Source organism: Ruegeria sp. BJ6 (assembly GCF_056537885.1).
The window spans coordinates 469,928-495,527 of record NZ_JBQFSG010000001.1 but is presented as its reverse complement, the minus strand read 5'-3'; the positions used below and the strand labels follow the sequence as shown (position 1 = coordinate 495,527).

General features: G+C 58.9%; 23 protein-coding genes. 7 read left to right on the top strand and 16 right to left on the bottom strand.

The features are described from left to right. The first annotated feature begins 125 nt into the window (after positions 1 to 125). Positions 126 to 284 (top strand): hypothetical protein, encoded by a 159-nt coding sequence (locus ACR0D6_RS02315; RefSeq protein WP_170650743.1) that lies wholly within the window; start codon positions 126 to 128, stop codon positions 282 to 284. Here ACR0D6_RS02315 and cobT read toward each other — a convergent pair. The 4 genes from cobT to ACR0D6_RS02295 form a co-directional block, all read right to left on the bottom strand. Then, positions 281 to 2,158, bottom strand: coding sequence for a cobaltochelatase subunit CobT (gene cobT, locus ACR0D6_RS02310; RefSeq protein ID WP_170650742.1), 1,878 nt, complete (start codon positions 2,156 to 2,158; stop codon positions 281 to 283). The genes ACR0D6_RS02315 and cobT overlap by 4 nt on opposite strands. Next, on the bottom strand, positions 2,158 to 2,856 hold the full coding sequence (locus ACR0D6_RS02305; protein WP_480764317.1) for an aspartate/glutamate racemase family protein: 699 nt from the start codon (positions 2,854 to 2,856) through the stop codon (positions 2,158 to 2,160). The genes cobT and ACR0D6_RS02305 overlap by 1 nt, the downstream gene beginning before the upstream one ends. 13 nt (positions 2,857 to 2,869) lie before the next feature. Then, the gene (cobS, locus tag ACR0D6_RS02300) at positions 2,870 to 3,856 is read right to left on the bottom strand and encodes a cobaltochelatase subunit CobS (RefSeq protein WP_170650740.1); all 987 of its coding nucleotides are present in this window, start codon (positions 3,854 to 3,856) and stop codon (positions 2,870 to 2,872) included. Positions 3,857 to 4,066: 210 nt separating this feature from the next. Continuing rightward, positions 4,067 to 4,693: a dioxygenase family protein gene (locus tag ACR0D6_RS02295; protein ID WP_480764316.1), complete on the bottom strand. Its 627-nt coding sequence runs from the start codon at positions 4,691 to 4,693 to the stop codon at positions 4,067 to 4,069. A gap of 324 nt (positions 4,694 to 5,017) precedes the next feature. Between ACR0D6_RS02295 and ACR0D6_RS02290 the strand changes: the two genes are divergently transcribed. Further along, a complete protein-coding gene (locus ACR0D6_RS02290) occupies positions 5,018 to 6,544 on the top strand; it encodes an arylsulfatase (protein ID WP_480764315.1) in 1,527 nt (508 codons plus the stop codon). Positions 6,545 to 6,632: 88 nt separating this feature from the next. Here the strand turns inward: ACR0D6_RS02290 and ACR0D6_RS02285 are convergent, their stop codons facing one another. From ACR0D6_RS02285 to ACR0D6_RS02275, 3 genes are all read right to left on the bottom strand, one after another. Next, the gene (locus ACR0D6_RS02285) at positions 6,633 to 7,229 is read right to left on the bottom strand and encodes a hypothetical protein (RefSeq protein WP_480764314.1); all 597 of its coding nucleotides are present in this window, start codon (positions 7,227 to 7,229) and stop codon (positions 6,633 to 6,635) included. After that, positions 7,226 to 8,281, bottom strand: coding sequence for a tetratricopeptide repeat protein (locus ACR0D6_RS02280; protein ID WP_480764313.1), 1,056 nt, complete (start codon positions 8,279 to 8,281; stop codon positions 7,226 to 7,228). Before ACR0D6_RS02280 ends, ACR0D6_RS02285 begins: the two co-directional genes overlap by 4 nt. Before the next feature lie 169 nt (positions 8,282 to 8,450). Then, positions 8,451 to 9,074, bottom strand: a complete 624-nt coding sequence (locus tag ACR0D6_RS02275; RefSeq protein WP_170650735.1) for a DnaJ domain-containing protein — start codon at positions 9,072 to 9,074, stop codon at positions 8,451 to 8,453. A 107-nt stretch (positions 9,075 to 9,181) separates the two neighbouring features. Here ACR0D6_RS02275 and ACR0D6_RS02270 point away from each other — a divergent pair, with 107 nt between their 5' ends. Both ACR0D6_RS02270 and ACR0D6_RS02265 read left to right on the top strand, forming a co-directional pair. Then, complete coding sequence (locus ACR0D6_RS02270; protein ID WP_170650734.1) at positions 9,182 to 9,436, top strand: BolA family protein; 255 nt, start codon at positions 9,182 to 9,184, stop codon at positions 9,434 to 9,436. Between the two features lie 142 nt (positions 9,437 to 9,578). Beyond that, positions 9,579 to 9,836 carry a hypothetical protein gene (locus tag ACR0D6_RS02265; RefSeq protein ID WP_480764312.1) on the top strand — a complete coding sequence of 86 codons (258 nt, stop codon included), beginning with the start codon at positions 9,579 to 9,581 and terminating at the stop codon, positions 9,834 to 9,836. A 92-nt stretch (positions 9,837 to 9,928) separates the two neighbouring features. On the opposite strand, the gene ACR0D6_RS02260 is transcribed toward ACR0D6_RS02265, so the two are convergent. The 6 genes from ACR0D6_RS02260 to pepN all read right to left on the bottom strand — a co-directional run bounded on the left by ACR0D6_RS02260 (position 9,929) and on the right by pepN (position 17,925). Continuing rightward, complete coding sequence (locus ACR0D6_RS02260; RefSeq protein WP_480764311.1) at positions 9,929 to 10,357, bottom strand: DUF4177 domain-containing protein; 429 nt, start codon at positions 10,355 to 10,357, stop codon at positions 9,929 to 9,931. A gap of 80 nt (positions 10,358 to 10,437) precedes the next feature. Beyond that, a complete protein-coding gene (gene pepT / locus ACR0D6_RS02255) occupies positions 10,438 to 11,697 on the bottom strand; it encodes a peptidase T (RefSeq protein WP_480764310.1) in 1,260 nt (419 codons plus the stop codon). Positions 11,698 to 11,847: 150 nt separating this feature from the next. Beyond that, a complete protein-coding gene (gene gatB / locus ACR0D6_RS02250; RefSeq protein ID WP_170650730.1) occupies positions 11,848 to 13,359 on the bottom strand; it encodes an Asp-tRNA(Asn)/Glu-tRNA(Gln) amidotransferase subunit GatB in 1,512 nt (503 codons plus the stop codon). 155 nt (positions 13,360 to 13,514) lie between these two features. After that, positions 13,515 to 14,603, bottom strand: coding sequence for a hypothetical protein (locus tag ACR0D6_RS02245; protein WP_480764309.1), 1,089 nt, complete (start codon positions 14,601 to 14,603; stop codon positions 13,515 to 13,517). A gap of 302 nt (positions 14,604 to 14,905) precedes the next feature. Next, positions 14,906 to 15,289, bottom strand: a complete 384-nt coding sequence (locus ACR0D6_RS02240; RefSeq protein ID WP_480764308.1) for a hypothetical protein — start codon at positions 15,287 to 15,289, stop codon at positions 14,906 to 14,908. A gap of 83 nt (positions 15,290 to 15,372) precedes the next feature. Further along, entirely contained in the window at positions 15,373 to 17,925 is a 2,553-nt protein-coding gene (gene pepN, locus ACR0D6_RS02235) for an aminopeptidase N (RefSeq protein ID WP_480764307.1), read from the bottom strand. Between the two features lie 220 nt (positions 17,926 to 18,145). Between pepN and ACR0D6_RS02230 the strand changes: the two genes are divergently transcribed. From ACR0D6_RS02230 to ACR0D6_RS02220, 3 genes are all read left to right on the top strand, one after another. Further along, complete coding sequence (locus ACR0D6_RS02230) at positions 18,146 to 20,281, top strand: malate synthase G (RefSeq protein ID WP_480764306.1); 2,136 nt, start codon at positions 18,146 to 18,148, stop codon at positions 20,279 to 20,281. A 72-nt stretch (positions 20,282 to 20,353) separates the two neighbouring features. After that, a complete protein-coding gene (locus tag ACR0D6_RS02225) occupies positions 20,354 to 20,779 on the top strand; it encodes a heme-binding protein (RefSeq protein WP_170650725.1) in 426 nt (141 codons plus the stop codon). 261 nt (positions 20,780 to 21,040) lie between these two features. Continuing rightward, positions 21,041 to 21,820, top strand: coding sequence for a gamma-glutamyl-gamma-aminobutyrate hydrolase family protein (locus tag ACR0D6_RS02220; protein WP_170650724.1), 780 nt, complete (start codon positions 21,041 to 21,043; stop codon positions 21,818 to 21,820). A gap of 14 nt (positions 21,821 to 21,834) precedes the next feature. On the opposite strand, the gene ACR0D6_RS02215 is transcribed toward ACR0D6_RS02220, so the two are convergent. From ACR0D6_RS02215 to ACR0D6_RS02205, 3 genes are all read right to left on the bottom strand, one after another. Next, on the bottom strand, positions 21,835 to 22,581 hold the full coding sequence (locus ACR0D6_RS02215) for a prephenate dehydrogenase/arogenate dehydrogenase family protein (RefSeq protein WP_480764305.1): 747 nt from the start codon (positions 22,579 to 22,581) through the stop codon (positions 21,835 to 21,837). 221 nt (positions 22,582 to 22,802) lie between these two features. Further along, complete coding sequence (locus ACR0D6_RS02210; RefSeq protein WP_480764304.1) at positions 22,803 to 25,043, bottom strand: xanthine dehydrogenase family protein molybdopterin-binding subunit; 2,241 nt, start codon at positions 25,041 to 25,043, stop codon at positions 22,803 to 22,805. Between the two features lie 3 nt (positions 25,044 to 25,046). After that, positions 25,047 to 25,511 carry a (2Fe-2S)-binding protein gene (locus ACR0D6_RS02205; RefSeq protein WP_480764303.1) on the bottom strand — a complete coding sequence of 155 codons (465 nt, stop codon included), beginning with the start codon at positions 25,509 to 25,511 and terminating at the stop codon, positions 25,047 to 25,049. Positions 25,512 to 25,600: the final 89 nt, after the last annotated feature.

Below are 25,600 nucleotides of genomic sequence, written 5' to 3'. Positions count from 1 at the left end.
CCGTTTCGATTGGGGCCACAAGGTTCAATGGCTTTCCCAAAGGTTTCTCGGGGATTTCTCAGGATGGTCTTCAAGCGAGGGGGCGACGCTGTTGCCAAATTGGATGCAACAGACAGGAGATACCAATGATGCCGCCCTTCGACACCGCATTGCTGCGCCACACCGCCGTCAGGCACAGGCACAACGTAAACCTCGCCCGAATCGGAAAAGGTACCGGACCGATCATGTGGGGCGGGTTGCTGAGGATGCTATTCCGCCCGACCGGGCGGGGTCAACGGGTTTAACTCGCCCGCTTCATCCCCATGACCCGGGCCCGCGCACGCGGGTCGCTGTCGAACAGGGCCGCCAGTTGCTCGGTCATCGCACCCGCCAGCTGTTCCACATCCGTGATCGTCACAGCGCGGTCGTAATACCGTGTCACGTCGTGACCGATGCCGATGGCCAGCAGTTCGACCATCTTGCGCCGTTCGACCATCGCGATCACGTCGCGCAGATGTTTTTCCAGATAATTCGCGGGGTTAACGCTGAGAGTTGAATCATCGACCGGCGCCCCATCCGAGATCACCATCAGAATCTTGCGCGCCTCACGCCGTGCCAGCATCCGGCGGTGTGCCCATTCCAGCGCCTCGCCGTCGATGTTTTCCTTCAGCAGGCCTTCTTTCATCATCAGACCCAGATTGGGCCGGGCGCGTCGCCATGGCGCATCCGCACCCTTGTAGATGATGTGGCGCAGATCGTTCAGACGGCCGGGCTGCTGCGGGCGGCCATCGTTCAGCCACGCCTCGCGCGCCAGCCCGCCTTTCCAGGCGCGGGTGGTAAAGCCCAGAATCTCGACCTTCACGTTGCAGCGCTCTAGCGTCCGCGCAAGAACATCGGCACAGATCGCTGCAATCGAAATCGGACGCCCGCGCATGGAGCCCGAGTTGTCCAGCAGCAGCGTCACCACCGTATCGCGGAACTCGGTATCCTTCTCGACCTTGAAGCTCAGCGGAGTGGTCGGGTTCGCCACCACCCGCGCCAGACGGCCCGCATCCAGAATGCCTTCCTCGCGGTCAAACTCCCAGCTGCGGTTCTGCTGTGCCTGCAGGCGGCGCTGCAATTTGTTGGCCAGACGGCTGACTGCGCCTTTCAACGGCTCAAGCTGCTGATCCAGATAGGCGCGCAGCCGCTCCAGCTCGGCGGGTTCCGCCAGATCCTCGGCGGCAATCTCTTCGTCATTGGTGTTCAGGTAAACCTTGTAATCCGGATCGGCGTCGGATGCCGGTGGCGGGGCAGGTGGCTCCAGCGGCGCTTCACCATCGGGCATCTCGGCCTCATCGCCCATCTCATCCTCGGCCATCTCGTCCATCGAGACCTGTGCCTGAGACTGATCCTGCTGTTCTTCCTGCGTCTGTTCGGGATTGGCGTCGGCGTCCTGTTCGTCCTGATCGTCCTGCCCAGTGCTGTCGGGATCGGGCTGTTCCTCGGCATCGTCCTCGGCCTGATCTTCCTGATCTTCGTCCAGCTCATCCGGGTCTTCGCCCAGCTGATCGCCGTATCCCAGATCCTTGATCATCTGCCGCGCGAACTTGGCGAATTCGGCCTGGTCCGAGAGCACCTCATCAAGGTTCTCCAGTACGCCCCCGGCCTGTTCCTCGATGAACCCGCGCCACAGGTTCATGACATTCTCGGCCGCGGGCGGCAGATCGCGCCCCGTGGCCAGATGCCGGATCAAATAGCCCGCCGCCACGGGCAGGGGCGTATCGGCCGGCTGTTTGCACTGGTCGTAGCCGCGCCGGATGGCCTCATGGCTGATCTTGACGTCGATGTTGCTGGCCGTGCCGGGCATATCCCGCGCACCCATCGCCTCGCACCGCGCAGTCTCCATCGCCTCATACAGATCGCGGGCCATGTCGCCCGGCGGCGCATAGCGCGCGTGTGTCGCATCGTCGTGGTACTTGCGCTGCAGCGCCAGCGCATCCGCCGTGCCCCGCGCCAGCAGAACCTCTTCGCGCGTCATCCGGCGGCTGACCTGAGGCAACCGCATCGAGTCCCCCGACACGCCCGACGGATCGACCGTATAGCTCACCGACAGTTCAGGATCGTCGGCCATCACCTTGGTGGCCTCGGCCAAGGCCTTCTTGAACGGATCGGCGGGGTTGTCGTTTGGTTTGCTCATCAGTCGGCCCCCGCTTCTTCAAGCGTCATTTCATCACTTGCAAGACGTGCCAGCACGTCCACATGCACATCCAGCGCATCCACCACAGTATAGCCCGGGTCTTGCCCGTCAAAGGCCAAATTCAGATCGGTTCCGGCCAGCACAACTGCATTGGCGCCCAGATCACCGACCATGCGGCGACCAGCGTCCAAGAACCGAGTGCGATCCTGATCGGAGCAATGCCCGGCAACGGCCATGTCCTGATAGGTCTGCCCCAACGTCTCAATCTCGTTTTCCAAGGCCACCGCGCGGGTCAACGAAAGCTGGCCATAAAGTTTTGTTCGCATGACAACGCGTGTTCCCAGCAGCCCCACAGTCCCGAAACCACGAGAGGCAAAATATGTGTCCAGAGGTTTAACGGCTGAAACGAGGGGCAGTGAAGAACGCTTCACTGTCTCATCGTAACAAAAGTGTCCCCCCAGAGAGGTGATCGCCACGCAATCCGCCCCGGCAGCGCCAAGCCGATCAATCAGTCCGGCATAGACCTCGGCCTGCGCGTCACGCTCATCCGCCAGATTGTTGCGTATCAACTCCTGCACATCCGCGTGGACGATCGTAAGTTCCAACGGAGTGCCGCGCGCAGAAACAGCTGCGCTTAGCCTCTGGTAATAGACTACAGTTGCTGCAACCCCGATCCCGCCAATCAATCCGATGTGCATGGCGGTACCTCAATTACCCCAAGCTGGCGCTGGCCGCGCTCTCCGGCAGTTCCTCATCGAAACAGCGCTGATAGAACTCGGCCACTGTCTGGCGCTCAAGCTCGTCGCACTTGTTCAGGAAGGACAGGCGGAAGGCATAGCCCACATCGCGGAAAATCTCGGCGTTCTGGGCCCAGTTGATCACGGTCCGGGGGCTCATCACCGTCGACAGATCGCCGTTCATGAAGGCGGTTCGGGTCAGGTCGGCGACGGTGACCATCTGGCTGACCTGCTTGCGGCCCTTCTCGGTGTTGTAATGCGGCGCCTTCGACAGAACGATCATCGTTTCGGCATCGTGGCTCAGGTAGTTCAGCGTCGAGACCAGCGACCAGCGGTCCATCTGCGCCTGGTTGATCTGTTGCGTGCCATGATACAGCCCGGTGGTGTCGCCCAGACCAACGGTGTTGGCCGTAGCGAACAGGCGGAAGTTGGGGTTCGGCGTGATGATCTCGTTCTGATCCAGCAGGGTCAGCTTGCCGTCATGCTCCAGCACACGCTGGATCACGAACATCACATCCGCGCGGCCCGCGTCGTATTCGTCGAACACGATGGCAACGGGGTTGCGCAGCGCCCAGGGCAGGATGCCCTCGTGGAATTCGGTGACCTGCTTGCCATCGCGCAGTTTGATCGCGTCCTTGCCGATCAGGTCGATCCGGCTGATATGGCTGTCCAGATTGACACGCACAGCGGGCCAGTTCAGACGGGCGGCGACCTGTTCGATATGGGTCGACTTACCGGTGCCGTGATAGCCCTGAATCATCACCCGGCGGTTATGGGCAAAGCCTGCCAGAATCGCCAGCGTGGTTTCTGGGTCGAACTTATAGGTGTGGTCGATCGCCGGTACGCGGTCGCTGGCCTCGGCAAAGCCTTTGACGGCCATGTCGGTGTCGATTCCGAACACGTCACGAACCGAGATCTCTTCGGTGGGTTTTGCGTTGATGTCGATCGATCCGTCAGCCATTCGCCTCGTCCTTATCCTTTGCCCCGGTCGCCGGGTTTGAACCCGTGTGTGGTGCAACATATTGCGGGTAAGGGCAAGGGAAAGCCGCGTGCTCCGCCACGTGACAAGACGTTTCTTTGAAACTGGCCCTATTGGCCGGCCCGGTACGCGTTGGCACGAAATCCCACCACGCGCACAATCAGGGCCAAATTCATCCGAAAAATGCGGTCTTTAAATCACGATGTTGATGGTCGCTTCGAGACCGGTGTCGCCTTTGACAAAATCCATCGACACCGTGTCGGCTTCTACGTCAGACATGCGATTGAACAGCCCGTCGCGCGCATTGTTTGGATCATCTTTGATATAGAACTGGGTGGTCAGAATTTCGCGATTACCGTCAAATACCTTTACGTGAATGTGCGGGGTGCGTCCCGGATAGATCACCGGTTTAATCGTGCGAAACACATAGCTACCTGACTCGTCCGTAATGTCATGGCCAAAACCCTGAAAGGCGCGGTCATACGGAACGTCGCGATTATCGCCCGGATGCAGATACTTGCCGTTCACGTCGCATTGCCAGATCTCGATACGGTATCCGACAGACGGTCGCCCGTTGCGATCCACGATGGTGCCACGCAGCATAAAGATTTCGCCGCCAGCTTTCTTAACCTGACCTGCAATTTTCACTAGGTCATTGTCGATATCAGGCATTCGCATGTTGGGTTTTGGATAGAACGGCCCTTCTGCGGCGCGTGGGGTCAGGGCAGCGGCAGCAGCCTTGCCTGCCAGGGTGCTACTTCCGACCAGACCTGCAATTCCAGCAAGCAAGCTGCGGCGTGAATTCTTTGGTGTCGTCATAATTTGCTCCCTTCGAGCCCATGAGAGATCCACTCCCACATGTTATGTCCAACGCGTGTTACAACTAGCTCAGAGTGTATCAGTCTCAATGAATGTCTTCCCCGGTTCGATAGATTCTGATCGCCTTGAGGCATGGATAACTAAAGGCTCAATGCCGCCATTCGTCAAAAGAGCTAAGTCCGGCTTTTCACCAAACTTAACAAACACTGTGTGATTTCAGGTTATACTGGCGGCGGTCTCGGCCCCGCGCGCGCATTGGCGCCTGGCCTGAGGCCGTATTTTCAAGGCAACAATTGAGGGAAAGAAATGTCGAATTTCGGTAATATGAAACACCTCATTGCCGCTGGGATTTTGGGGGTCGGTCTGGCCCTGCCGGCGGTTGCTCAGGAAAAGCCGCTGAACTTCCTGATCATCTGGGGGGATGACATCGGCTATTGGAATGTCAGCGCCTACAATCAGGGCATGATGGGGTATGAAACCCCCAATATCGACCGCATCGCCAACGAGGGGATGTTGTTCACCCATGCCTATGGCGAACAATCCTGCACCGCGGGCCGCGCCAGCTTTATCACCGGCCAGTCCGGATTTCGGACAGGCCTTCTCAAGGTCGGACTGCCCGGCGCTAAGGAGGGGATGAGCGAGAAGGATCCCACCATAGCCGAATACATGAAGTCCAAGGGCTACATGACTGGCCAGTATGGTAAAAACCACCTTGGCGACCGGGATGAACATCTGCCGACCAATCACGGCTTTGATGAATTCTTTGGCAACCTTTACCACCTCAATGCCGAGGAAGAGCCGGAAAATGTCGACTATCCCAAGAACCCCGAATTCCGCGAAAACTTCGGCCCGCGCGGTGTCATCAAGTCCAGTTCCGATGGCAATATCGAAGATACCGGCCCGCTGACCCGCAAGCGGATGGAGACCATCGACGAGGAAGTGACCGCAGGTGCGCTCGACTTCATCGACAGGGCGGCCGAACAGGATAAGCCGTTCTTCCTGTGGTACAACACCACCCGGATGCACATATTCACCCACCTGAAAGAGGAAAGTCAGGGCGTGACCGGTCTGGGCGTCTATCCCGATGGCATGGTCGAACATGACAAGATGGTCGGTCAGATGCTGGACAAGCTGGATGAGCTTGGCATCGCCGACAACACGGTCGTCATGTATTCAACCGACAACGGGGCCGAGGTGTTCAGCTGGCCCGACGGTGGCACCACCCCGTTCCGGGGTGAAAAGAACGATAACTGGGAAGGCGGCTATCGTGTTCCGCTGCTTCTGAAATGGCCCGGTGTCATCGAGCCGGGGCGCAAATCGAACGAGGTCATCAGCCATCTGGACTGGTTCCCGACCTTCATGGCGGCGCTGGGCGACGCGAACATGAAAGAAGCCATGCTGACCGAGGCTCCGTTTGGCGAGGCCAACGAACCCGTTCACCTCGACGGCTATAATTTCCTGCCATATTTCAAAGGCGAAGCCGAGGAAGGCCCGCGTCACGAGTTCCTCTATTTCTCTGACGGCGGCGATCTGGTGAACCTGCGCTATAATCGGTGGAAGGTCGTCTTTGCCGAGCAGCGCGCCCACGGGTTCGACGTCTGGCAAGAGCCGCTGACCTTCCTGCGTCTGCCGAAAATCATCGACCTCTATTCCGATCCGTTCGAACGTGCCGAACACGAATCCATCGGATATCCGAAATGGCGGCTGGACCGCACCTATCTGCTGGTTCCTGCGCAGGCTTTTGTCGCGCAGTTCCTCGGAACCTTCGAGGATTATCCGCCAAGGCAGAAACCGGCCAGCTTCTCGATCGATCAGGTTCTGGAATCACTCCAGCGCAATCAGGGAGGCTAGGCGGCCAGATACACTTACAAGGGCGGTCTGCGCGTTGTGACCGCCCTTGTAAAAATTCGTGTCTCTGAAGTCTCTTGGCGGTCTTACGCTATCTCAGAACCAATTCGCGCTCGGCAACTGCTCCATTTGAAAACGTAAGGCGGGCGCGGGTCTTCTTAAGGTCTTCGCTCAGAAAAGAGCGATCTTCGAAGATGACAAAGAACCGGGTGCTTTCCGTATCTTTAAGACGTTCCGCCGTTGGGATGTCCACCTTGAGAAAGCTGGAATTGGCATAGGGCTTGTTGATTGTCAGCTCAACGGGCAGGGGCGCGCCGTCGCCCGATGTGGCCACCATTCCGTCTTCGGTGGCGCTGATCCGATAGGTCGCGTCGATGCCTTTGTTGCTGAGAAACCCGCCTTCAGGCTCCTTGTCCTCATACCAGGCAAGCTCAAGATTGGTGATTTGCTCTGTCTTGTCGGTGTTGTTGATGACGGTCAGAACAAAACCGATTCCGGTGTTTGCATTGCCCGGACCCACCTCGCGAAACTCGGTAAAATCCAAAGATACTGCGGGCGCCGTGACCTTGGGTGGAAACGCCTTGAGATAACCATATGCGGCAATCCAAAGTACCGCGCTGGCATACATGAACAGCCTCAGACCGTAAGGCCACGCTTCGGGCAGAGAAAAGTCGGGCAACTTGATCATTCCTCACTCACAGACGAAAAGAAAACACGCAATGCACCCGGCAGATCCACAGGCTCGCTCCTGAGCAGCTCCAACAGTGCGGCTGCGTTCGGAAATTCCGGGGCAATCCCCAGCAGTTGCTCCAGCGCCGCTTTGGCCTCGGTAGATCGGCTAAGGTTTGCCTCGGCAAGCGCCAGCAGCCACAGGGCATCCGCAAGATCGGGCACCAGCTCGACCGTGGTTTGTTCCGCATCACGCGCGGTTGGCGTTTGCCCGATGGAAAAAGCGGCGACTGCAAAAGCATAGTGTACCTGCCCATCCTGCGGCGCCAGCTTCGCCAGTTCCTCAAGGATCGGGTAGGCGGCCTCGTAATCCCGGTTGTTGATGGGGGCTTGAACGGAGTTCCTGAGATACGCCTCCCGATTCATGATTTTGGGCAAAGGTGCGATCACGTCACCCTTGCCGGATGTCGCTTCGGGCGAGGCCACGGCGATCACGCCTTCTTCGCATGCCGCCGGCAGCATTGCCTGATCCGGGCCACTGTTCCCAGCGGCAGCGGAAATGTTAAAGTCATAACCCTCGGCGCGCAGCTCGCTGATTTTCCGGCAAATGTCAGATGCGCCATCTGTTTCCGGCGGGAAACCCAGTGAAATATTGATCGTAAAAACCTTCTGTTCCCGGACCAACCAGTCAATCGCGCTGATCACCGGGTCGACGCGCAGGCCAAAGTCCATATCCATGACATTGGCTGAAACGACCCGAATCGAAGCATAGGCCGCCAGAACAATCGCCACACCGGTGCCATGCCCAAAGCGGTCTTCGGGCGGGGCGTCCGTAAAGCTGACCATTTCCGCAATTTTACCGGCAAGCTGAGGGTGATCGGGGTTCACGCCCGTATCAATAAGGCCCACACCGACCGTTCCGGGCGATGCCGCCCCCGTTTCCTGTCCGAGATGAATGGGGGCAACTTCAAGATACCTGAGCTTCGCCGGGTCCGACCCCAGGAACAGGCCGATATCCTGATCTGCTGAAAGGGCAACGCCCGGACCCGGTAATGAAACGGTTTTGCCCATGGCAGCCGTTCCCCCAATACACAAACAAAAAACGACCCACTCAATGCTGGGCGCAACGCGAGTTCCAACAACTCACTCAATCAATGCCATACTGTAACACGTTCAGACCGCACCCGAAACAAATTCGGAATCGGGGCGGTGACCAAAGCGAAAATGCCTGCAGAACCGGTTACTTGAAGTTCCGGCTGTCCTTGATCTGATCCCAGGCCCAGACGACTTCCTGCAGCTGTTCTTCCTGGCTGCGGTCGCCCCCGTTCATATCCGGGTGCAGCACCTTGATCAGCTTCTTGTAGGCCTTGCGCACCTCGGCCTTGGACCAGCTGTCCTGCGCTTCAAGAATTTCGACGGCGCGGCGCTCGGTCGGCGGCAGGCGGCGCCCGCCCGTATTCGCGCGGCCCGGATTTTTGGTCGCGTTCTCGCCCAGCACCTGATGCGGGTCCTCGATGCCCAGCCGCGCCCAGGCCCGCGCCTCGGGATCGCCCATCGGCTTGGTCTCACGCTCCCACACCTTGTCCTTTGACCGCTGCGCGTTCAGCTCGGCCTCGGTGGTGCCGTCGAAGAAGTTCCACTTCTGGTTATATTCCCGGACGTGCTGCTGGCAGAACCAGAAGAAATCATCCAGAACGTCCGGCGCCTTGGGCGCACGGAACTTGCCCGCCTCTTCGCATCCTTCGTGGTCGCAGATTCGCACTGACGTCTCCGACGCGCCCGACATGCCCCGACGCCCGCGCGGGTTTTTCTTTTTGGCGCTGGATACGGACATATCGAATCCGAAGGGGTCTGATTTCACCATATGCTCATCCTCACGAACGCGTCTTTCCGACTCGGAGGCAGCAGTTTAATCTAAGTGGCCGAAAGTAGAAGAGGGCAGCGGTAAAATTTTTGTCGCTGAGCAGAAAAATGAGCGTTACTGAAGAAATCCGCGAATGCCTGCAAACGGCGTTCAACCCACGCGAGCTTGAGGTTGTCGATGACAGCGAAAGCCACCGCGGCCATGCCGGGTACCGGGATGGCGGCGAAAGCCACTTCAACGTCCGTATCCGCGCCGCTGCGTTTCAGGGCCAGTCCCGCGTCGCTCGTCACCGCGCGGTGCACGCCGCATTGGGGGATATCGTGCCGCGTATCCACGCGCTGGCGCTGGATATTGACGCATAAGTGTCGCGGTGCGGCGACGTTGGCAGGAACCCGATGCAACGCTGATTGGCCTTTTCAACCTTTGCTGGTATGGAACATCGCGCAGGTGCCGCCTGTTTCGCGCTCCTCGTTAATGTCCCTTTTTGTCTGGTGAACACATCCCATGAGAATTTCTTTGCTTTTGCCGCTGATCCCGCTGCTTGCCGCATGCGCCTCGGTCTCCGACGACACACCCGGGGTTGTCACCAGTGCAGGCGCCGGTGAGGTGATGATTGTCGGTCCGAAAAAACACGGCAAGGTTGCCAAACCCACACAGCGCATGGTCGAGCAGGCACAGGAAGTTTGTCCAAGCGCGATCTTTCATTCCGCGCAACCGTCGCTGAGTGGCGGTGACCGGTTCGAATACCTGTTCAAGTGCTAAGGCGGCGTCTCACGTCAACGCATGCGGGCTATCAGGAAAGGCTGTAGCCCGCTGATCAGGCGCCCCACGGGGCGCCCGTCAATCTGATCCAGTCAGGACTGTGGCGTTTTGTCCTTGTCCGACTCCTGATCGCCTTCGCCGTCTTCCGTTTTCAGCGACAGCGGCGGGTCTTTGGGTTCTTCAGCGATAGGGGCGGGGGCCAGAACCTCGGCGGGGCCGGGAACCGGCCGCGCCTGCGGCGCGGCTGCCGCCTCGTCGATCGGCACGGCAATGGCGGGTGCAGCGCTTTCAAGCGCGCGGCGGAATACCAGTACGTTGCGCCAGTTCACGGTCGATCCTGTCAGACCGGTGCGTTCCTCGCTGGGCAGCAGTTCGGCCCGCTGATATTCCCAGCCGTCCTGACCCATCTTGTTCAGCATCTGTTCGACCGACAGTGCAAACCGTCCCTCGGGCGTTTTCGTGCCCTTGGCCTTGGTGCCTTTTTGCGGTGCGGGGACAACCTTGTATTCGTAGCGCTGCATCAACGGTTCCTAAAAGCAATTTGCGGGCAACTTACCATGTTGCCCGTTGGGGAAAAGAGGTGTTCGCCGGGTGGCGAAATTCAGCCCCGACTGTTGCCCTCAACCTCACCCACTGCCAGCGCTGCGACCGACAGGCACATTTCGGTCGCCACGGCCATATCCTGAACCGAGACCCACTCCAACGGCCCGTGAATGCACTGCATCCCGGTGAAAATGTTGGGGCAGGGGGTGCCGAATTCCGTCAGGCGCGACCCGTCAGTGCCGCCCCGGATCGGGACCGAGATTGGCTCGATGCCAAGGCCATGGCAGGCCTTGCGCGCCAGTTCGACGGGCGTCATGTCCTTTTCCAGCCAGTACCGCATGTTGCGGTATTGCGGGTAAATTTCGCAACTGACCGAGGCCCGCAGCTCCGAGGCCTGAACGGCCGCGCAGACCTGCCGCACCAGATCGCCCTTGGACTCCAACCCGTCCAGTTCGAAATCCCGCAGGATCAACTTGATTTCCATCTCCGAGGAACCGCCATTCATATCCGTCACATGAATGAACCCCTCGCGGTCGTCCGTCACTTCGGGGGTCATGGTCGCCTGCGGCAACGTCTGGACGATTTTTGACGCCAGATGCGCGGCATTGACCATCTTGTCCTTGGCCAGACCGGGATGGATCGACACACCCACGATCTTTATGACGGCACGATCCGCCGAAAAGCTCTCATACTCGATCTCGCCCACTTCCTGACCATCCAGCGTATAGGCAAAATCGGCGCCAAGATCGCCGGGCAGCTTTTCACTAACACCGCGCCCGATCTCTTCATCCGGGGTAAAGGCAATGCGAATCGGCCCGTGGGCGATGTCCGTATTCGTCAGCAGATGCCGCGCCATCGTCATGATGATCGACACCCCCGCCTTGTCATCGGCCCCCAGCAGCGTCGTGCCCGAGGCTGTGATCAGATCATGCCCCACCTTGCTGGCCAGATAGGGATGCTCGTCCGGCGACAACACCAGTGACGGATCATCCGGAAAGGTGATCTCGCCGCCATTATATCCCTTGATCACGCGCGGCTTGACGCCGGTTGCGTTGAACTGCGGTGCGGTATCCACATGTGCCAGAAAGCCGATGGTCGGGCCGGGCGCGGTGCCCGGAATGGTCGCCACGACGACGCTGTCATCGGTCACTTCAACATCCTGCGCACCGATCTCGACCAATTCCTGTCTGAGCAGGTTCAACACGTCGAACTGAATTTCCGTGCTGGGGGTCGTTGGTGAATTCTCGTCGCTCTGACTGTCGATTGCCGCATATCGGACAAGCCGGTCTTCAAGCTCCTGATCAAATCTGTTCTGCATGATACCTCACCTCTCTGGCACGGAAGAAAGAGCGCAAACATTCCCGGTGTCAAGCACGCGGCCTGACCCCTGAAATGTTAAGAAAAGGGAAATTTCAGTTTTGTACAAACCGGACAAACCCTGCCGTCCGGCCTGTACAAACCGAAAGATTCAGAGGCTCAGCTTGGAACTGACCAGTTCGTTGACCGCCTTGGGGTTGGCCTTGCCACCGGTCGCCTTCATCACCTGACCGACGAACCATCCTGCCAATTTCGGGTTCACCCTGGCCTTTTCGACCTGTGCCGGATTGGCGGCGATGATCTCGTCCAGTGCGGCCTCGATGGCGCCGGTATCCGTCACCTGTTTCATACCGCGTTCCTCGACGATCTGCGCCGGATCACCACCTTCGGTATAGACGATTTCGAACAGATCCTTGGCGATCTTGCCCGAGATGGCGTCCGAGGAAATCAGGTCGATGATCCCGCCTAGCTGCGCCGGAGAAACCGGAGACTCGGTGATGTCGTGATCTTCTTTCTTCAGACGGCCGAACAGCTCGTTGATGACCCAGTTCGCGGCCAGCTTGCCGTTGCGCCCTTTGGCCACGTCTTCGAAATAGGCGGCCGATTCCACCTCGGCGGTCAGCACCGATGCATCATAGTCCGTCAGACCGAACTCGCTGATAAAACGTGCTTTTTTATCGTCCGGCAGTTCGGGAAGCTTGGCGGCGATATCGTCCACCCACGCCTGCTCGATCTCCAGCGGCAGCAGGTCGGGATCGGGGAAATAGCGGTAATCGTGCGCTTCTTCCTTGGACCGCATCGAGCGGGTTTCGCCCTTGTCCGGGTCGTACAGGCGGGTTTCCTGATCGACCTTGCCACCACCTTCGACGATGGCAATCTGGCGGCGGGCTTCGACCTCGATCGCTTGCTGGATAAAGCGCATCGAGTTCATGTTTTTGATCTCGCAGCGCGTACCCAGATGCGAAAAGTCCTGTGTTTCCTGATACTTCTCATACGCACCCGGCAAACAGATCGAGACGTTCACGTCCGCCCGCAGGTTGCCGTTCTGCATGTTGCCATCGCAGGTGCCCAGATATCGCATGATCTGGCGTAGCTTGGCGATATAGGCAGCGGCCTCTTCCGGCCCGCGAATGTCGGGGCGGCTGACGATCTCCATCAGGCAGACACCGGTCCGGTTCAGGTCGACAAAGGACATATGCGGGTCCATGTCGTGGATCGATTTACCCGCGTCCTGCTCCATATGGATGCGTTCGATCCGCACCATGCGTGCAGTGCCGTCACCCATCTCGACCAGAACTTCGCCTTCACCCACAATTGGTTGATAAAGCTGGGAAATCTGATAGCCCTGCGGCAGGTCGGGATAGAAATAGTTCTTGCGGTCGAACGCCGATTTCAGGTTGATATCGGCCTTCAGGCCCAGCCCGGTCCGCACCGCCTGTTCCACGCAGAACTCGTTGATCACCGGCAACATTCCCGGCATCGCCGCATCCACGAAAGCCACGTTCGAATTCGGCTCGGCCCCGAATTGGGTCGACGCGCCCGAGAACAGCTTGGCATTGGACGAGACCTGCGCATGCACCTCCATCCCGATTACCAGTTCCCAGTCGTGCTTGGCACCGGCAATTGTCTTGGGTTTGGGCATTTCATAGGTCAGGTCGAGCATGGCGCGCCTCTTATCCGCAGAAGTCTAGGCCTGCGTATTATTCCTGCACGAGCGAGGGGGCAAGGGGCAATGAGCCTTTGCAGGGTTGAAATAAACCGATGACATCAGGCCGTTCCGCACAACCGGATCGCAGATCCGGTCAGACCTTTTCCCAATCAGTTCGGGCTGAAACGTGGCCCCGAAGGCGTAAAGGTAATGCGTTGGCCGCGCCCAAGTTCGTCACGGAACAGGTTGGTGATGACCCGTAACGCGTCGTGGCGTCCACGGGCGGCAAAACGGTCGGGGGAGTTGATGCGGACACCATTGTCGAAACCGTCCGCCGCATGCGCCCAGATCAGGGGATGCAGTTCGGTCAGGTGATCGCGGATCAGCCAGTTTGTGGCCTCGCAGATTTGAACCCGCGCAAGATCGGCCTCTTCGTGGAAGCCCAGACCGTTCTGCAGCGTGATCGAGCAGTAGGCGGCCAACAGGTTGACCATCTCCTGATCCGGGCGGCGCTGTACGATGTCGCGCAGACCTTCCAGAAAGAACTCGACGTCCACGCGGGCGCAGGCCTCTTCATCAAGTGCGATGGCATCAAACTGAACCCAGGTGTACCCGCCCGCGCCCCAGATGTTTTGGGTGATTGACGCATTGCGCAGGGCCTGAAGCTCCAGTTCTTCGTAGCTGCCAAACCAGCGTGGCAACAGATGGTTCCCCATGGCACGCATGTTACGGTAGTTGTGCGGGTCGAGCGAAATCAGTCGCTCGTATTCATCTGCAACGCGGATACCTTGTGTCCGCTGTCCCGCCAGCAACGCGCAACATGCCGACGCCACGGCGGGGCTGTCAGGTGCGGCCGTCCTGCAGACCGGAAGAATCTCGGCGGCACGGTCAAAGTGGGCGGCGCACCGGGTTCGGTTGATTTCGGGCATGATCGTTTCCCATCCGGTGCCGCGCCAGGCCCAGGCCAGATCGATATGGGCCAGCGCCACGATCAGCCCGATCATTGGGTCATCCCGGTATTCGGACAAAACGTTTTCAAGTTCCGCTATGCCTCCATCTACCGTGTCCGCCGGCGGGCTATTGCCTTCGGACAGGGCATGTTCGACGGCAAACACCACATCCGACCGGGCACCAAAGGCCATGAGGTCGGCAACCGGCAATCCATCCGGTGACGTTTTGCGTGCTCTGTCGGCCGAACGCATTTCATCGGCCAGTTCTTTCCACAACTCCTGCCGGGCCAGATGGCGTCCATGCTCCATGGCTGAACGCCCGATCAGATCACCAGCACCAAGTTTGGCAACCGGAATGATCAGTCTGTCCTCGGCGTTTATCGCGCGCGGAAAATCTCTGTTTGGAAGCGGCGCTCGGGATGCGCGCCGGTGATTAAAACCCGAAAATGATTGGGCGAATGCCCTGAAAACACTGAACATAACGTAAATCGGACCGATTTGAACTCGTAACAACTGTGTATCGGTTTGACGAATTATTGCGGCCAATTCAAGGCCTCGCCGGGGTCTTATACGTTCACAGGTAGGTGAAATGTGGCATGAGCGGATGGGTTTCAAAAAATTCTGAAGTGGTGGCGTTCCACCCTGAAACCTCGTTCGGTCAGTGTGTTTTCAAACAAGCGATGTGCTGGCACGGATTCATCGGGCAGTCGCACTTTTTTTCCGTTGGTCAGAACGGCGGACACACGCACCGAGAAATCCCAGCGTGTGTCAAAACGGAAATAGTCGATATCGCCAAGCGGCAAATGGCCGTCACGCTTACCGGAAAACCAGCGCAGGTCGGTCCCATTCAATTCCAGCCCGGCAGTGGAATCCGAAAACACATCCCAGATCGCCGGAAGCGTGGTCAGCGCCATGAGGCCAATCAGCCACCATGCCGCATCAAATAGGATGATCAGGCTAAGCAGTGCAGCATAGACGACAATCAGAATTGTCACCGTCCGCGAATTGCGGCTTGGCCGCGAAAAGCTGTAGGCCGGTGGTTTTTTGCCAGCCCTGTCCGTATCGGTTTCCATGTGCGTCACGCGCCGAGTATGCGCGACACCATTTCCGACGTGTCGCGTGACAGATCGGGCGTCGAGGCGATGCGTTCCAGATTTTGCCGCATCAGGTTCTGGCGGTTCGTGTCATAACGTTTCCAGGTCTGGAAAGCGGAACACATGCGCGCCGTTGTTTGGGCGTTGATTGGATCAAGCCGGATCAGCCAGTCGGCAAGCAATGTATAGGACGCGCCGCTTTCGTTGTGGAAACCTGCATGGTTCATTGCCAGCGCACCCATCAGCGACCGAAAGCGGTTCGGGTTCTTCCAGTTGAAATCCGGATGCTCGCTGAGAGTCCGGGCCAGTTCCGGCGCTTTTTCGGGCGCTGCCAGTGATGTTTGCAGACCGAACCATTTGTCGATGACCAACCGGTCGTGCTGCCACTGTTGATAAAACGCCGTAAGTTCGGTTTCGCCCTTGCCGGCCCTCAGCAAACAGGACAGCGCCGTTAGTTGCAGGGTCATGTTGTCGGCATTGGCGTATTCCCCGGCAGCCTTTGCGCCCCCGTCCAACCGCGACGTCAAAGCGAGTGCAGCGCTGCCTAACGCGCGTTTTCCGGATTGCGCGGCATCGGGTTGGTAGGGGCCGTCGACCACAGCCTCGCTGTGCAGACGGGGCAGAAGATCCTGCATGTGTTGCGCGGTGGCCTGCCGCAGGGTCTCGACCGCTGTCCAGATCGCCATCGGGTCGGGCGTAATGCCACGTTCATGCAAGGCTGCGGCAAGTTCAGACTGGGTTGGCAGCCCCAGCATCAGCGCACGGTACGCCGGATCAAGATCGCCATCCCGCAGGACTGCTAGCAAACCGTCCAGATAATCGGCGTCGGGTGCAGCATCGCGGGTGATCATGTTCAGCAGCGTTTCCTGCGCCAGTGCGCGCCCGGCCTCCCACCGGTTGAACGGATCGGTGTCATGGGCCAGCAGGAAGGCACGATCGGCGTTAGACGTGTCACGCTCGAGGATGACCGGTGCAGAGAACCCGCGCAGGATTGACGCGACCGGCTTGGCGGCAAGCCCCTCAAAGGTAAAGCTTTGCGTTTCTTCGGTGAACTCCAGCACTTCGGTTTCGCGCACCTCATCACCGTTTTGCCCCAGCAGCCCGACCGCCACAGGGATCACCTGCGGTTGCTTGTCGGACTGGCCCGGCGTGGCGGGGGTGCTTTGGCTCAGGGTCAGGGTATAGGTGCCCTCTGCCCAGTCTTCCTGCACCTTGACCCGGGGTGTTCCGGCCTGACTGTACCAGCGTTTGAACTGGCTCAGGTCGCGACCGGTTGTGTCCTCGAATACCTTGATCCAGTCTTCGATAGTGCACGCCTGACCATCGTGGCGGTCAAAGTACAGGTCCAAAGCACTGGCATAGGCATCGTCACCCACCAACCGCTTGAGCATCCCGATAAGCTCGGCGCCCTTTTCATAAACGGTGGCGGTGTAAAAGTTGTTTACCTCCTGAAAGCTTTCGGGCCGAACCGGATGGGACAGGGGGCCGTTGTCCTCGGGAAACTGACGGGCACGCAGGTCGATCACGTCGTGAATGCGTTTGACCGGGGCGGAGCGAATGTCGGACGTAAATTGCGCATCGCGGAATACGGTCAACCCCTCTTTCAGGCATAGCTGGAACCAGTCGCGGCAAGTGATGCGGTTGCCGGTCCAGTTGTGGAAATACTCATGCGCGATGATCGCCTCGATCCGTTCGAAGTTGGCGTCGGTCGAGGTTTCCGGGCTGGCCAGAACGGCGGAGGAGTTGAAGATGTTCAGCCCCTTGTTTTCCATCGCGCCCATATTGAAATCGTCGACTGCAACGATATTGAACACGTCCAGATCATACTCGCGGCCATAGACATCTTCGTCCCATTTCATTGACCGTTTCAGAGCTTCCATGCCAAAGGCGCATTTGCCCTCGTCACCGGGACGCACCCAAAGGTTCAGTTCCACGTCGCGGCCCGAGCGAGTGGTGAATTGGCCGGGATGCGCGATCAGCTCGCCCGCCACCAGAGCAAACAGATAGGCCGGTTTGGGCCATGGGTCGGTCCATTCCGCCCAGCCATCTCCTTTGGCTGTGGGGTTGCCGTTCGATAGCAGCACCGGCAAATCACCATTGATGCGCACGGTGAAAGTGGACATCACGTCGGGCCGGTCCGGGTAATATGTGATCTTACGGAACCCTTCAGCCTCGCATTGCGTGCAGTACATGCCGTTCGACATGTACAGCCCTTCAAGTGCGGTGTTGTTGCCCGGATCGATCTCGACCTCGGCCTCCCAGATGAAGGGCTGGTCCGGGGCGTCAGCCGTCAATCCCTTGTCAGTGACATCCGGCGTGACCTCGGCACCGTCAATGCTTGCGCGGATCAGGTTCAGGTCTTCGCCATGCAGGAAAAACGTACGATCCGTCGCGTCCGGGTTTGGGCGAAACGCGATGCGCGACGTTACTCGGGTTGCATTCGGAGCAAGGTCAAAGGTCAGATGCACGCTGTCCACAATGAAACCGAACGGGGTGTAATCCTTTAGGTGGATCATAATCGGGGCGGCGTCGCGCATCTTTTGCCTCATCTCATCTGGTGTCGGCGCGACGTTATGGGTTGCGGCGTTGGGCTGCAAGCGGTGCCGGATGGCTAATCGCCCGACCATCGGGCGCGCGATGATTTCGAAGTGACCTAACGGATCAGCGCCGAAACAGCGCGGGGCCTGTTGCCTATCGGAAACATCCGCCCTAATTGGGTGCTGCATACAGTGGCGTACAATGCAGGAGATGTCGAAGATGAGCAGCAGGGAAACCCGGAACGGTCTGCAGATCGCTGTCGAACTGGCGGATTTTATCGAAAACCGGGCGCTGCCGGGAACAGGCGTTTCGTCTGAGGCGTTCTGGTCCGGCCTGTCCCGCATGGTAGATGAGCTTGGGTCAAAGAACAGGGCGTTGCTGGCCAAACGGGCTGACATTCAGGGGCGCATCGATGGCTGGCATCTGGCTAACAGGGGTCAGGACCACGACGCCGCCGCTTATCAGGCCTTCCTGCGTGAGATCGGGTATCTGGTCGATGAAGGCGAGGCCTTTCAGATTGAAACCACCAACGTCGATCCCGAGATCGCTCTGATTCCCGGTCCGCAACTCGTTGTACCGATCACCAACGCCAGGTTCGCCCTGAACGCCGCCAATGCCCGCTGGGGCAGCCTGTATGACGCGCTCTATGGCACAGATGCGATGGGCGATCTGCCGGGCGGCAGCGGGTATGACGCAGAACGTGGTGCGCGGGTGATCGCATGGGCAAAGGCGTTTCTGGACGACGCCGTGCCGCTGGCCGAAGGGTCTTGGTCCGAAGTCTCTGGCCTGAGTGTCGAAGAGGGTGGCCTAGTGCCGGCGCTGGCCGATCCGGCCGCTTTCGCGGGCTTTGGGGGCGCTGCGGACAAGCCAGATTTTGTGCTGCTTAAGAACAACGGCCTGCATGTACAGATCATGATTGATCCGACCAGCGACATCGGCGCGTCGGATCCGGCTGGTATCGCCGATGTGCGATTGGAATCTGCGCTGTCCACGATCATGGACTGCGAAGACTCGGTCGCTTGCGTTGATGCCGCCGACAAGGTTGTGGCCTATGGCAACTGGCTGGGCCTGATGAGGGGCGACCTGACGGAAGAGGTCTCGAAAGGTGGAAAGACATTTACCCGCATGCTGGCGGGGGATGTTGAATACATCACGGCGGATGGAGGGCAGGCCACGCTGAAAGGCCGTTCGCTGATGCTGGTCCGGAATGTCGGTCACCTGATGACCAACCCGGCCGTTTTGGATGGCGCAGGCAATGAGATCGGTGAAGGGCTGATGGACGCGCTCTGCACCACGCTGATTGCAATGCACGACCTGAAACGGGACGGGGGCAATTCGGTTCAGGGCTCGGTCTATGTGGTCAAGCCCAAGATGCACGGGCCGGAAGAGGTAACGTTCGCGGTCGAGATTTTCGACATGGTTGAAGACATCCTTGGCTTGCCGCGAAATACGGTGAAGCTGGGCATCATGGATGAGGAACGCCGGACGTCTGTGAACCTCAAGGAATGCATCCGCGCCGCGAAATCCCGTGTGGCCTTCATCAATACCGGGTTTCTGGACCGTACCGGCGATGAAATCCATACCTCGATGGAAGCTGGGCCGATGCTGCCTAAGGGGGACATCAAGAACACGCCCTGGATTGCCTCGTATGAGGACCGAAACGTTGATATCGGGCTGGCCTGTGGCCTGCAGGGCAGGGCGCAAATCGGCAAGGGCATGTGGGCCATGCCCGACAGGATGGGGGATATGCTGGAGGCCAAGATCGGCCACCCGATGTCCGGCGCGAATTGCGCCTGGGTTCCGTCGCCGACTGCGGCCACGTTGCACGCGACCCACTATCACAAGGTCGATGTGTTGGCGCGGCAGCGCGAAATCTCTGCCGGCGGAGCACGCGGGACGCTTGGCGATCTGCTGACCATTCCTGTGCTTGGTGGGCGCAATCTGAGCGACGAGGAAATTGGCCGCGATACAGAAAATAACGCCCAAGGCATTCTTGGATACGTTGTGCGCTGGGTCGATCAGGGTGTCGGATGTTCAAAAGTTCCGGACATCAATGACGTCGGCTTGATGGAAGACCGTGCGACATGTCGGATTTCGTCTCAGGCGCTTGCGAATTGGCTGCATCATGGTGTGGTTGACGAAGCGCAGGTGATGGCTGCGTTGCAAAAGATGGCAGCGATTGTCGATCAGCAGAACGCAGGCGATCCGGCATATCGACCGATGGGGCCGGGTTTTGATGGTATTGCCTTTCAGGCTGCTTGCGATCTGGTGTTTAAGGGGCGGGTACAGCCATCGGGCTATACCGAGCCTGTGCTACACGCACGTCGGCTGGAGTTGAAAGCAAGCCGCAGGTAAGGGGATTTGGGACGAGGGGGCTGTCTGCCCCCTCGTGCTCCCCGAGGATATTTTTGGCAAGAGGAAGAAAGCATGTCGGTATCATTGCGCAAGGCGCGGACGATCATTCGGAAGGCGCTGGAAAAAGGGCGCGAGATGGAGCTGAAGCCGCTTTCAGTCGTGGTGCTGGATGCCGGCGGTCATGTGATCGCGTTTGAGCGCGAAGATGGTGCTGCACCGGGGCGGTTTGCGATTGCGCATGGCAAGGCCTATGGCTCGGTCATGCTGGGTATGGCCGGGACCGCGCAGATGCAGCGGGCCGAAGGGCAGGCCTATTTCATGGCAGCGGTTAACGGTGTCTATGGTGGGCAGGTTGTACCTGTGCCGGGCGGTGTTTTGTTGCGTGACCGGAAGGGCGCTGTGATGGGGGCCGTTGGTGTGACTGGTGATACGTCCGACAACGACGCCGTGGCCGCCATGGCCGGAATTGATGCTGCCGGTCTGAACGGTGAGATCTGAATTTCGAGGTTTTGATTGCCCTGCCGGCGCGAAATTGTCTTGAACGACCGTCGGCGGGGGTGGGTTTTCAATCGATGAGGGAGTTTTTCCCGAGATATTGCAAAAAATCGGGAGTAAATTCCAAATTTTTCGCTCCGATGAGGACGATGTGTGCGATTTCGAACAAGTCCCTGCGCTGTTACGCAGAGCGTGTGTGGTTGCAGGGCGAGGCATGCGTGGTTACGTTTGTTCTCAGTTCAATGAAGAAACAAGGGAATAAACATGTCGCGGCCTATCGTCGGAATAATCGGTAACTCGTATATACTGAACGACCAGTACCCGACGCATGCCGGTGGAACAATGAATTCGGATGCGGTTGCGAACGTTGCGGGCTGCCTTCCCTTGCTTATCCCATCGGACCCCCGATTTGTCTCGGTTGAGGAGCTGCTGGAGGTGTGCGACGGTTTTTTGCTGACCGGCGGCCGTCCTAATGTTCATCCCGAAGAGTATGGCGAAGCAGAAACCGATGCGCATGGCGAGTTCGACCGTGCCCGCGATGCGATCGTGTTGCCGCTGGTGCGGGCTTGTGTCGAACGCGGGCAGCCCTTCTTTGGCATCTGCCGGGGGTTTCAGGAGGTTAACGTCGCGATGGGCGGAACCTTGTATCCTGAAATCCGTGACCTGCCGGGGCGGATGAATCACCGAATGCCACCCGATGGAACGCTGGAGGAAAAATTTGCCTTGCGCCACGTTGTCAAACTGAACGAGGGCGGAGTGTTTCACCGGGTGTTTGGGGCGAGCGAGGTCATGACCAACACGCTGCACGGGCAGGGGATCAAGACGGTCGGGCAAAGGATCGTCATAGACGGTCACGCGCCTGACGGAACGCCCGAGGCCATATTTGTAAAAGATGCGCCCGGCTTTACCCTTTCTGTTCAATGGCACCCGGAATGGGATGCAGCAAACGATCCTGTTTCCCGCCCGCTTTTTGAGGCGTTTGGGGATGCCGTGCGCGAGTGGTCGGAATGTGGCCGTTCGCGGCTGTTCCGCAAATCGGCCTGAATGAACAATCCCGTTTAATTTGCGCCCCGAGATAGCTCCAGAGCCAGCGCATTGGCGTGATGCATAAAGCGGTCGCGGGCTGCGGGGGTGAAGGGGTTTTCGTGTTCGATCGCGTCAAACACACCAGGCGGATCGTTTCGGACCATGTTGGCGGCTTCCACCAACAAATCGAAACTGGTGGTTGTCAGGCTGCGGGGAAGCGGCCCAAGCCGGGTGAGCGCCTTTGAGATGAAATGGGTAAGTCCCTGCACCACGGCTGCTTCCTGATCATGCGTTTCGGGCGTAACCAGAAACGGGCGCAATCCCAATCTGGTTTTCAGGAATGCTGCCAATGTCAGACAGGCGTCGCCTCGAACACGGCAGATTGCGATCTTGTGGCCGGACACGCCGTCGGCTGCACTTTGGGGGCCGAACAAAGGGTGTGTTCCCACGATCTCAACATGGTCCGGTAACAGCCGCAGCATGGTGCGGACCGGGTTTATCTTGACCGAACCAACATCCACGACAAGGGTTCCGGGCCTCAAATGTTGTGCGATTGAGGAGATGGCGTTCTCAAGCAAACCGACGGGGACGGCGAGGATGACAAGGTCACAGGCAGCGATCCGGGCCGGGTCTCCGGCGGACAGCCCGTCAGGTATCGCGTTCAGTGTTGGGTCATGAACGAATACAGGCGCAAAGGGCGCAATATGCTGGGCGATCAGGCGTCCGAAGGCACCAAAGCCCATCAGGCCAACAGATTTGATTTCGGGGCGGTTTTGCATCGGGGTACTCCGGTGTAGCCGCGATGCAGGTGATTTTGTTGGTTCAATCCGCCTGACGCGGCGGTTGAACATGATTGAGCACCCGCCGTTATTTGGGCGGGGTATAATAGAAATTGCAGGCGATAGTCAGTCGTTTGCTCATGGGATGAGCCCTAGCTGCCGCGATCCGTCAGGTCAAGCAATGAAAGGGCCCGCAACGTTTGCGGGCCCATGTGTGGCAGTTACACCAAAAGATCGAAGCTTTGGTTCAACGGCAGGGTGCGGGCGCGCTTTCCCGTCAGGTCGAACAGCGCGTTCCCCAGTGCGGGCATCGAAGGCGGTGTGCCCGGCTCTCCGGCGCCGCCCATGTGGCGGTTGGTTTCAAGAACGCGGACCTCAACCTCCGGTGCGGTGTGCATGCGGATCGCGTCATAATCAGGGAAGTTGTACTGTTCCACTTCGCCATCGGCAAAGGTGATCTCGCCATAACAGGCGGCAGACAGGCCGTACATCATGCCGCCGAACATCTGTGCCTTGACGGTTTCAGGATCCAGCGCCAGCCCCATGTCGCAAGCGATCCACGCCTTGTTGATGCGAATGGTTCCATCTTCGTCCACGACTTCGATCACCTGCGCGACCGGAGTGCCGAAACTGTAGGTGAACGCAACGCCACGGCCGACGCCATCGGGAGTCTTGCCGGTCCAGCCGGACATCTCGCGCACGGCCTCCAGACAGCCTGCTGATGGTGCGTTCTCGTCTTTCATCAGTTCAAGACGGAACTCCAGCGGATCACGACCGGCGGCATGGGCCAGTTCGTCCATGAACGTTTCGTGGAAGAAGCCGTTGTGACTGTTGCCTACTGACCGCCAGAACCCGACAGGTATGTTCAGGTCTGCGATATGGCCGCTGATGCGGTAGTTGGGGACTGCGTAGGGCTGATTGAAAATGCCCTCGACCAATACTTTGTCGGGGCCACCTCCGGCCATGCCTGTCATCCGCGTAACCGCCTGATGGGTACAGGATTGTGAGGCGACCTTGCCGTCGATTAGAACGACCTTGCCGTCCTTGATTGCACCTTTCATACGAGCCATCGCGCCGGGCCGGTAGAAATCGTGGCGCATGTCCTCTTCACGACTCCATGTGGTTTGCACTGGGACATTGGGCATGGCCATGGCGACCTTGGTGGCGATGACGCCAAAATCGAATTCACCACGACGCCCAAATCCGCCGCCCAAATAGGTGGTGTGGACGTCAACTGCTTCGGTATCAAGGTTTGCCTCGGCCGCGATCTTCATTTGCATGAAGGTAGGCGCCTGATTGCCGCCCCAGAATTCCAGCTTTTTGCCTGAGAACAACGCGGTCGCGGTCATCGGCTCCATTGTGGCGTGGGCCAGATAGGGAACCGTGTATTCCGCTTCGATTTCGGTCGCGCCTTCGGGGGTCGTGGTGACATCGCCATCGTCGCGCATGGTTGAGTTCGGATCGGTGTCGAATGCCTCGGCGATTTTTGAGAATATCGCCTCGGTTTCAGGCGGGTATGGTGCCTCTTCCCATTCGACATCGATGGCTTCTACAGCCTGAATGGCCAGCCAGGTGTTGTTGGCGATGACGGCAACGCCGTCGCCAAGATCGACGACTTTTTCGACACCCGGCATCGATTTGGCCGCGCTGTCGTCAAAGCCTTTCATGCCGCCGCCCAGTTTGGGGTTTACGCGGACACTGGCGAATTTCATGTCTGGCAGACGCACGTCGATGGCGAATTCCGCCGTGCCGGTTGCCTTTTCCACCATATCCAGACGTGGCTGGTTCTGGCCCAGATACCGCCATTCGGACGGATCACGCAGACCAACCTCAACAGGGTCGAGTTTGGCTGCATCTGCCGCCAGATCGGTGTATGCGATTTTGTCGCCATTTGGCCCAATGACATGGCCAGCCTCGGTTTTCAGTTGCGCGCGGTCCACGCCAAGCCTGTCGGCCGCGGCCTGTTTCAGTGTCTCGCGGGCCGAGGCCCCGGCCTCACGCATCCGTTCAAAGCCGTCCTTCATTGAGGTCGAGCCGCCGGTAACCTGCAGGCTGAGCACCTTGCCGATGACACCCAGTGCCTCTCCAAGATTGTGTTGGAAGTCCGAGATGTCATAGCCCTTATTGGGCAAACCTTCACCGATCATTGCGGTGTTGTAATAGGCAGCGGCGGCGGGACCATGAAGTACCGTGACCTGATCCAGTTCCACGTCCAGTTCTTCGGCCAGCAGTGCGGCCCATGTGGTTTTGACGCCTTGCCCCATTTCAGCGCGTGGGGCGAATAGGGTCACGCCGTTCTGGTCGATCAGGACAAAGGGGTTGAGTGCCGCTTCGCCTTCACGCGGCTTGAGCGGGTTTGGCGCGGGGCGATTCACATAGTAGACACCAAACGCGACCCCGCCGATGATTGCGGCAGAGCCAATCAGAAAGGTGCGGCGGACGATTTTACCAATACGTGCCATTGCTTACGCCTCCTTCAGTTTGGCCGAGGCCGTGTGGATCGCGGCGCGAATGCGGGGATAGGTTCCGCAGCGGCACAGGTTGCCCTGCATCGCCTCGTCGATTTCCGCGTCTGTTGGTGTCGGATTTTCTGCCAGCAAAGATGCCGCCTGCATGATCTGTCCGGACTGGCAATAGCCGCATTGAGCAACCTGATGTTCGACCCAGGCTTGCTGAATGGTGGCCATGGCCTCGGGAGCGCCGATACCTTCGATGGTGATTACATCGCCCCAAACGTCCGACAAGGTCACCTGACAGGAGCGAACGGCCTCGCCGTCGATGTGCACAGTGCAGGCGCCACAGGATGCGACCCCGCAACCAAATTTGGTGCCTGTCAAACCGATCTCGTCCCGAAGCACCCACAAGAGGGGCACGTCGTCAGGCAAATCCACCTGATGTGCTTTACCGTTGATTTTGAGTGAGGTTGCCATGGCGCGTTTCTCCTGGCTGGGCTGGTTTCTGACATAATTATCTTAAAGTGTCAGCGTGTCAATTGACAAATATTACAAGAACTGTCAAT

Bases quoted from the DNA above. Each gene is read 5' to 3' on its own strand.
- ACR0D6_RS02225 (WP_170650725.1), top strand. From the start codon at position 20,354: ATGTCGGTATCATTGCGCAAGGCGCGGACGATCATTCGGAAGGCGCTG.
- ACR0D6_RS02265 (WP_480764312.1), top strand. From the start codon at position 9,579: ATGAGAATTTCTTTGCTTTTGCCGCTGATCCCGCTGCTTGCCGCATGC.
- cobT (WP_170650742.1), bottom strand. From the start codon at position 2,158: ATGAGCAAACCAAACGACAACCCCGCCGATCCGTTCAAGAAGGCCTTG.
- ACR0D6_RS02295 (WP_480764316.1), bottom strand. From the start codon at position 4,693: ATGACGACACCAAAGAATTCACGCCGCAGCTTGCTTGCTGGAATTGCA.
- ACR0D6_RS02260 (WP_480764311.1), bottom strand. From the start codon at position 10,357: ATGCAGCGCTACGAATACAAGGTTGTCCCCGCACCGCAAAAAGGCACC.
- ACR0D6_RS02215 (WP_480764305.1), bottom strand. From the start codon at position 22,581: ATGCAAAACCGCCCCGAAATCAAATCTGTTGGCCTGATGGGCTTTGGT.
- ACR0D6_RS02210 (WP_480764304.1), bottom strand. From the start codon at position 25,043: ATGGCACGTATTGGTAAAATCGTCCGCCGCACCTTTCTGATTGGCTCT.
- pepT (WP_480764310.1), bottom strand. From the start codon at position 11,697: ATGCAGAACAGATTTGATCAGGAGCTTGAAGACCGGCTTGTCCGATAT.
- gatB (WP_170650730.1), bottom strand. From the start codon at position 13,359: ATGCTCGACCTGACCTATGAAATGCCCAAACCCAAGACAATTGCCGGT.
- ACR0D6_RS02280 (WP_480764313.1), bottom strand. From the start codon at position 8,281: ATGGGCAAAACCGTTTCATTACCGGGTCCGGGCGTTGCCCTTTCAGCA.
- ACR0D6_RS02305 (WP_480764317.1), bottom strand. From the start codon at position 2,856: ATGCACATCGGATTGATTGGCGGGATCGGGGTTGCAGCAACTGTAGTC.
- ACR0D6_RS02245 (WP_480764309.1), bottom strand. From the start codon at position 14,603: ATGGAGCATGGACGCCATCTGGCCCGGCAGGAGTTGTGGAAAGAACTG.
- ACR0D6_RS02205 (WP_480764303.1), bottom strand. From the start codon at position 25,511: ATGGCAACCTCACTCAAAATCAACGGTAAAGCACATCAGGTGGATTTG.
- ACR0D6_RS02290 (WP_480764315.1), top strand. From the start codon at position 5,018: ATGAAACACCTCATTGCCGCTGGGATTTTGGGGGTCGGTCTGGCCCTG.
- ACR0D6_RS02270 (WP_170650734.1), top strand. From the start codon at position 9,182: ATGAGCGTTACTGAAGAAATCCGCGAATGCCTGCAAACGGCGTTCAAC.
- ACR0D6_RS02220 (WP_170650724.1), top strand. From the start codon at position 21,041: ATGTCGCGGCCTATCGTCGGAATAATCGGTAACTCGTATATACTGAAC.
- ACR0D6_RS02285 (WP_480764314.1), bottom strand. From the start codon at position 7,229: ATGATCAAGTTGCCCGACTTTTCTCTGCCCGAAGCGTGGCCTTACGGT.
- ACR0D6_RS02315 (WP_170650743.1), top strand. From the start codon at position 126: ATGATGCCGCCCTTCGACACCGCATTGCTGCGCCACACCGCCGTCAGG.
- ACR0D6_RS02275 (WP_170650735.1), bottom strand. From the start codon at position 9,074: ATGGTGAAATCAGACCCCTTCGGATTCGATATGTCCGTATCCAGCGCC.
- ACR0D6_RS02230 (WP_480764306.1), top strand. From the start codon at position 18,146: ATGAGCAGCAGGGAAACCCGGAACGGTCTGCAGATCGCTGTCGAACTG.
- pepN (WP_480764307.1), bottom strand. From the start codon at position 17,925: ATGCGCGACGCCGCCCCGATTATGATCCACCTAAAGGATTACACCCCG.
- cobS (WP_170650740.1), bottom strand. From the start codon at position 3,856: ATGGCTGACGGATCGATCGACATCAACGCAAAACCCACCGAAGAGATC.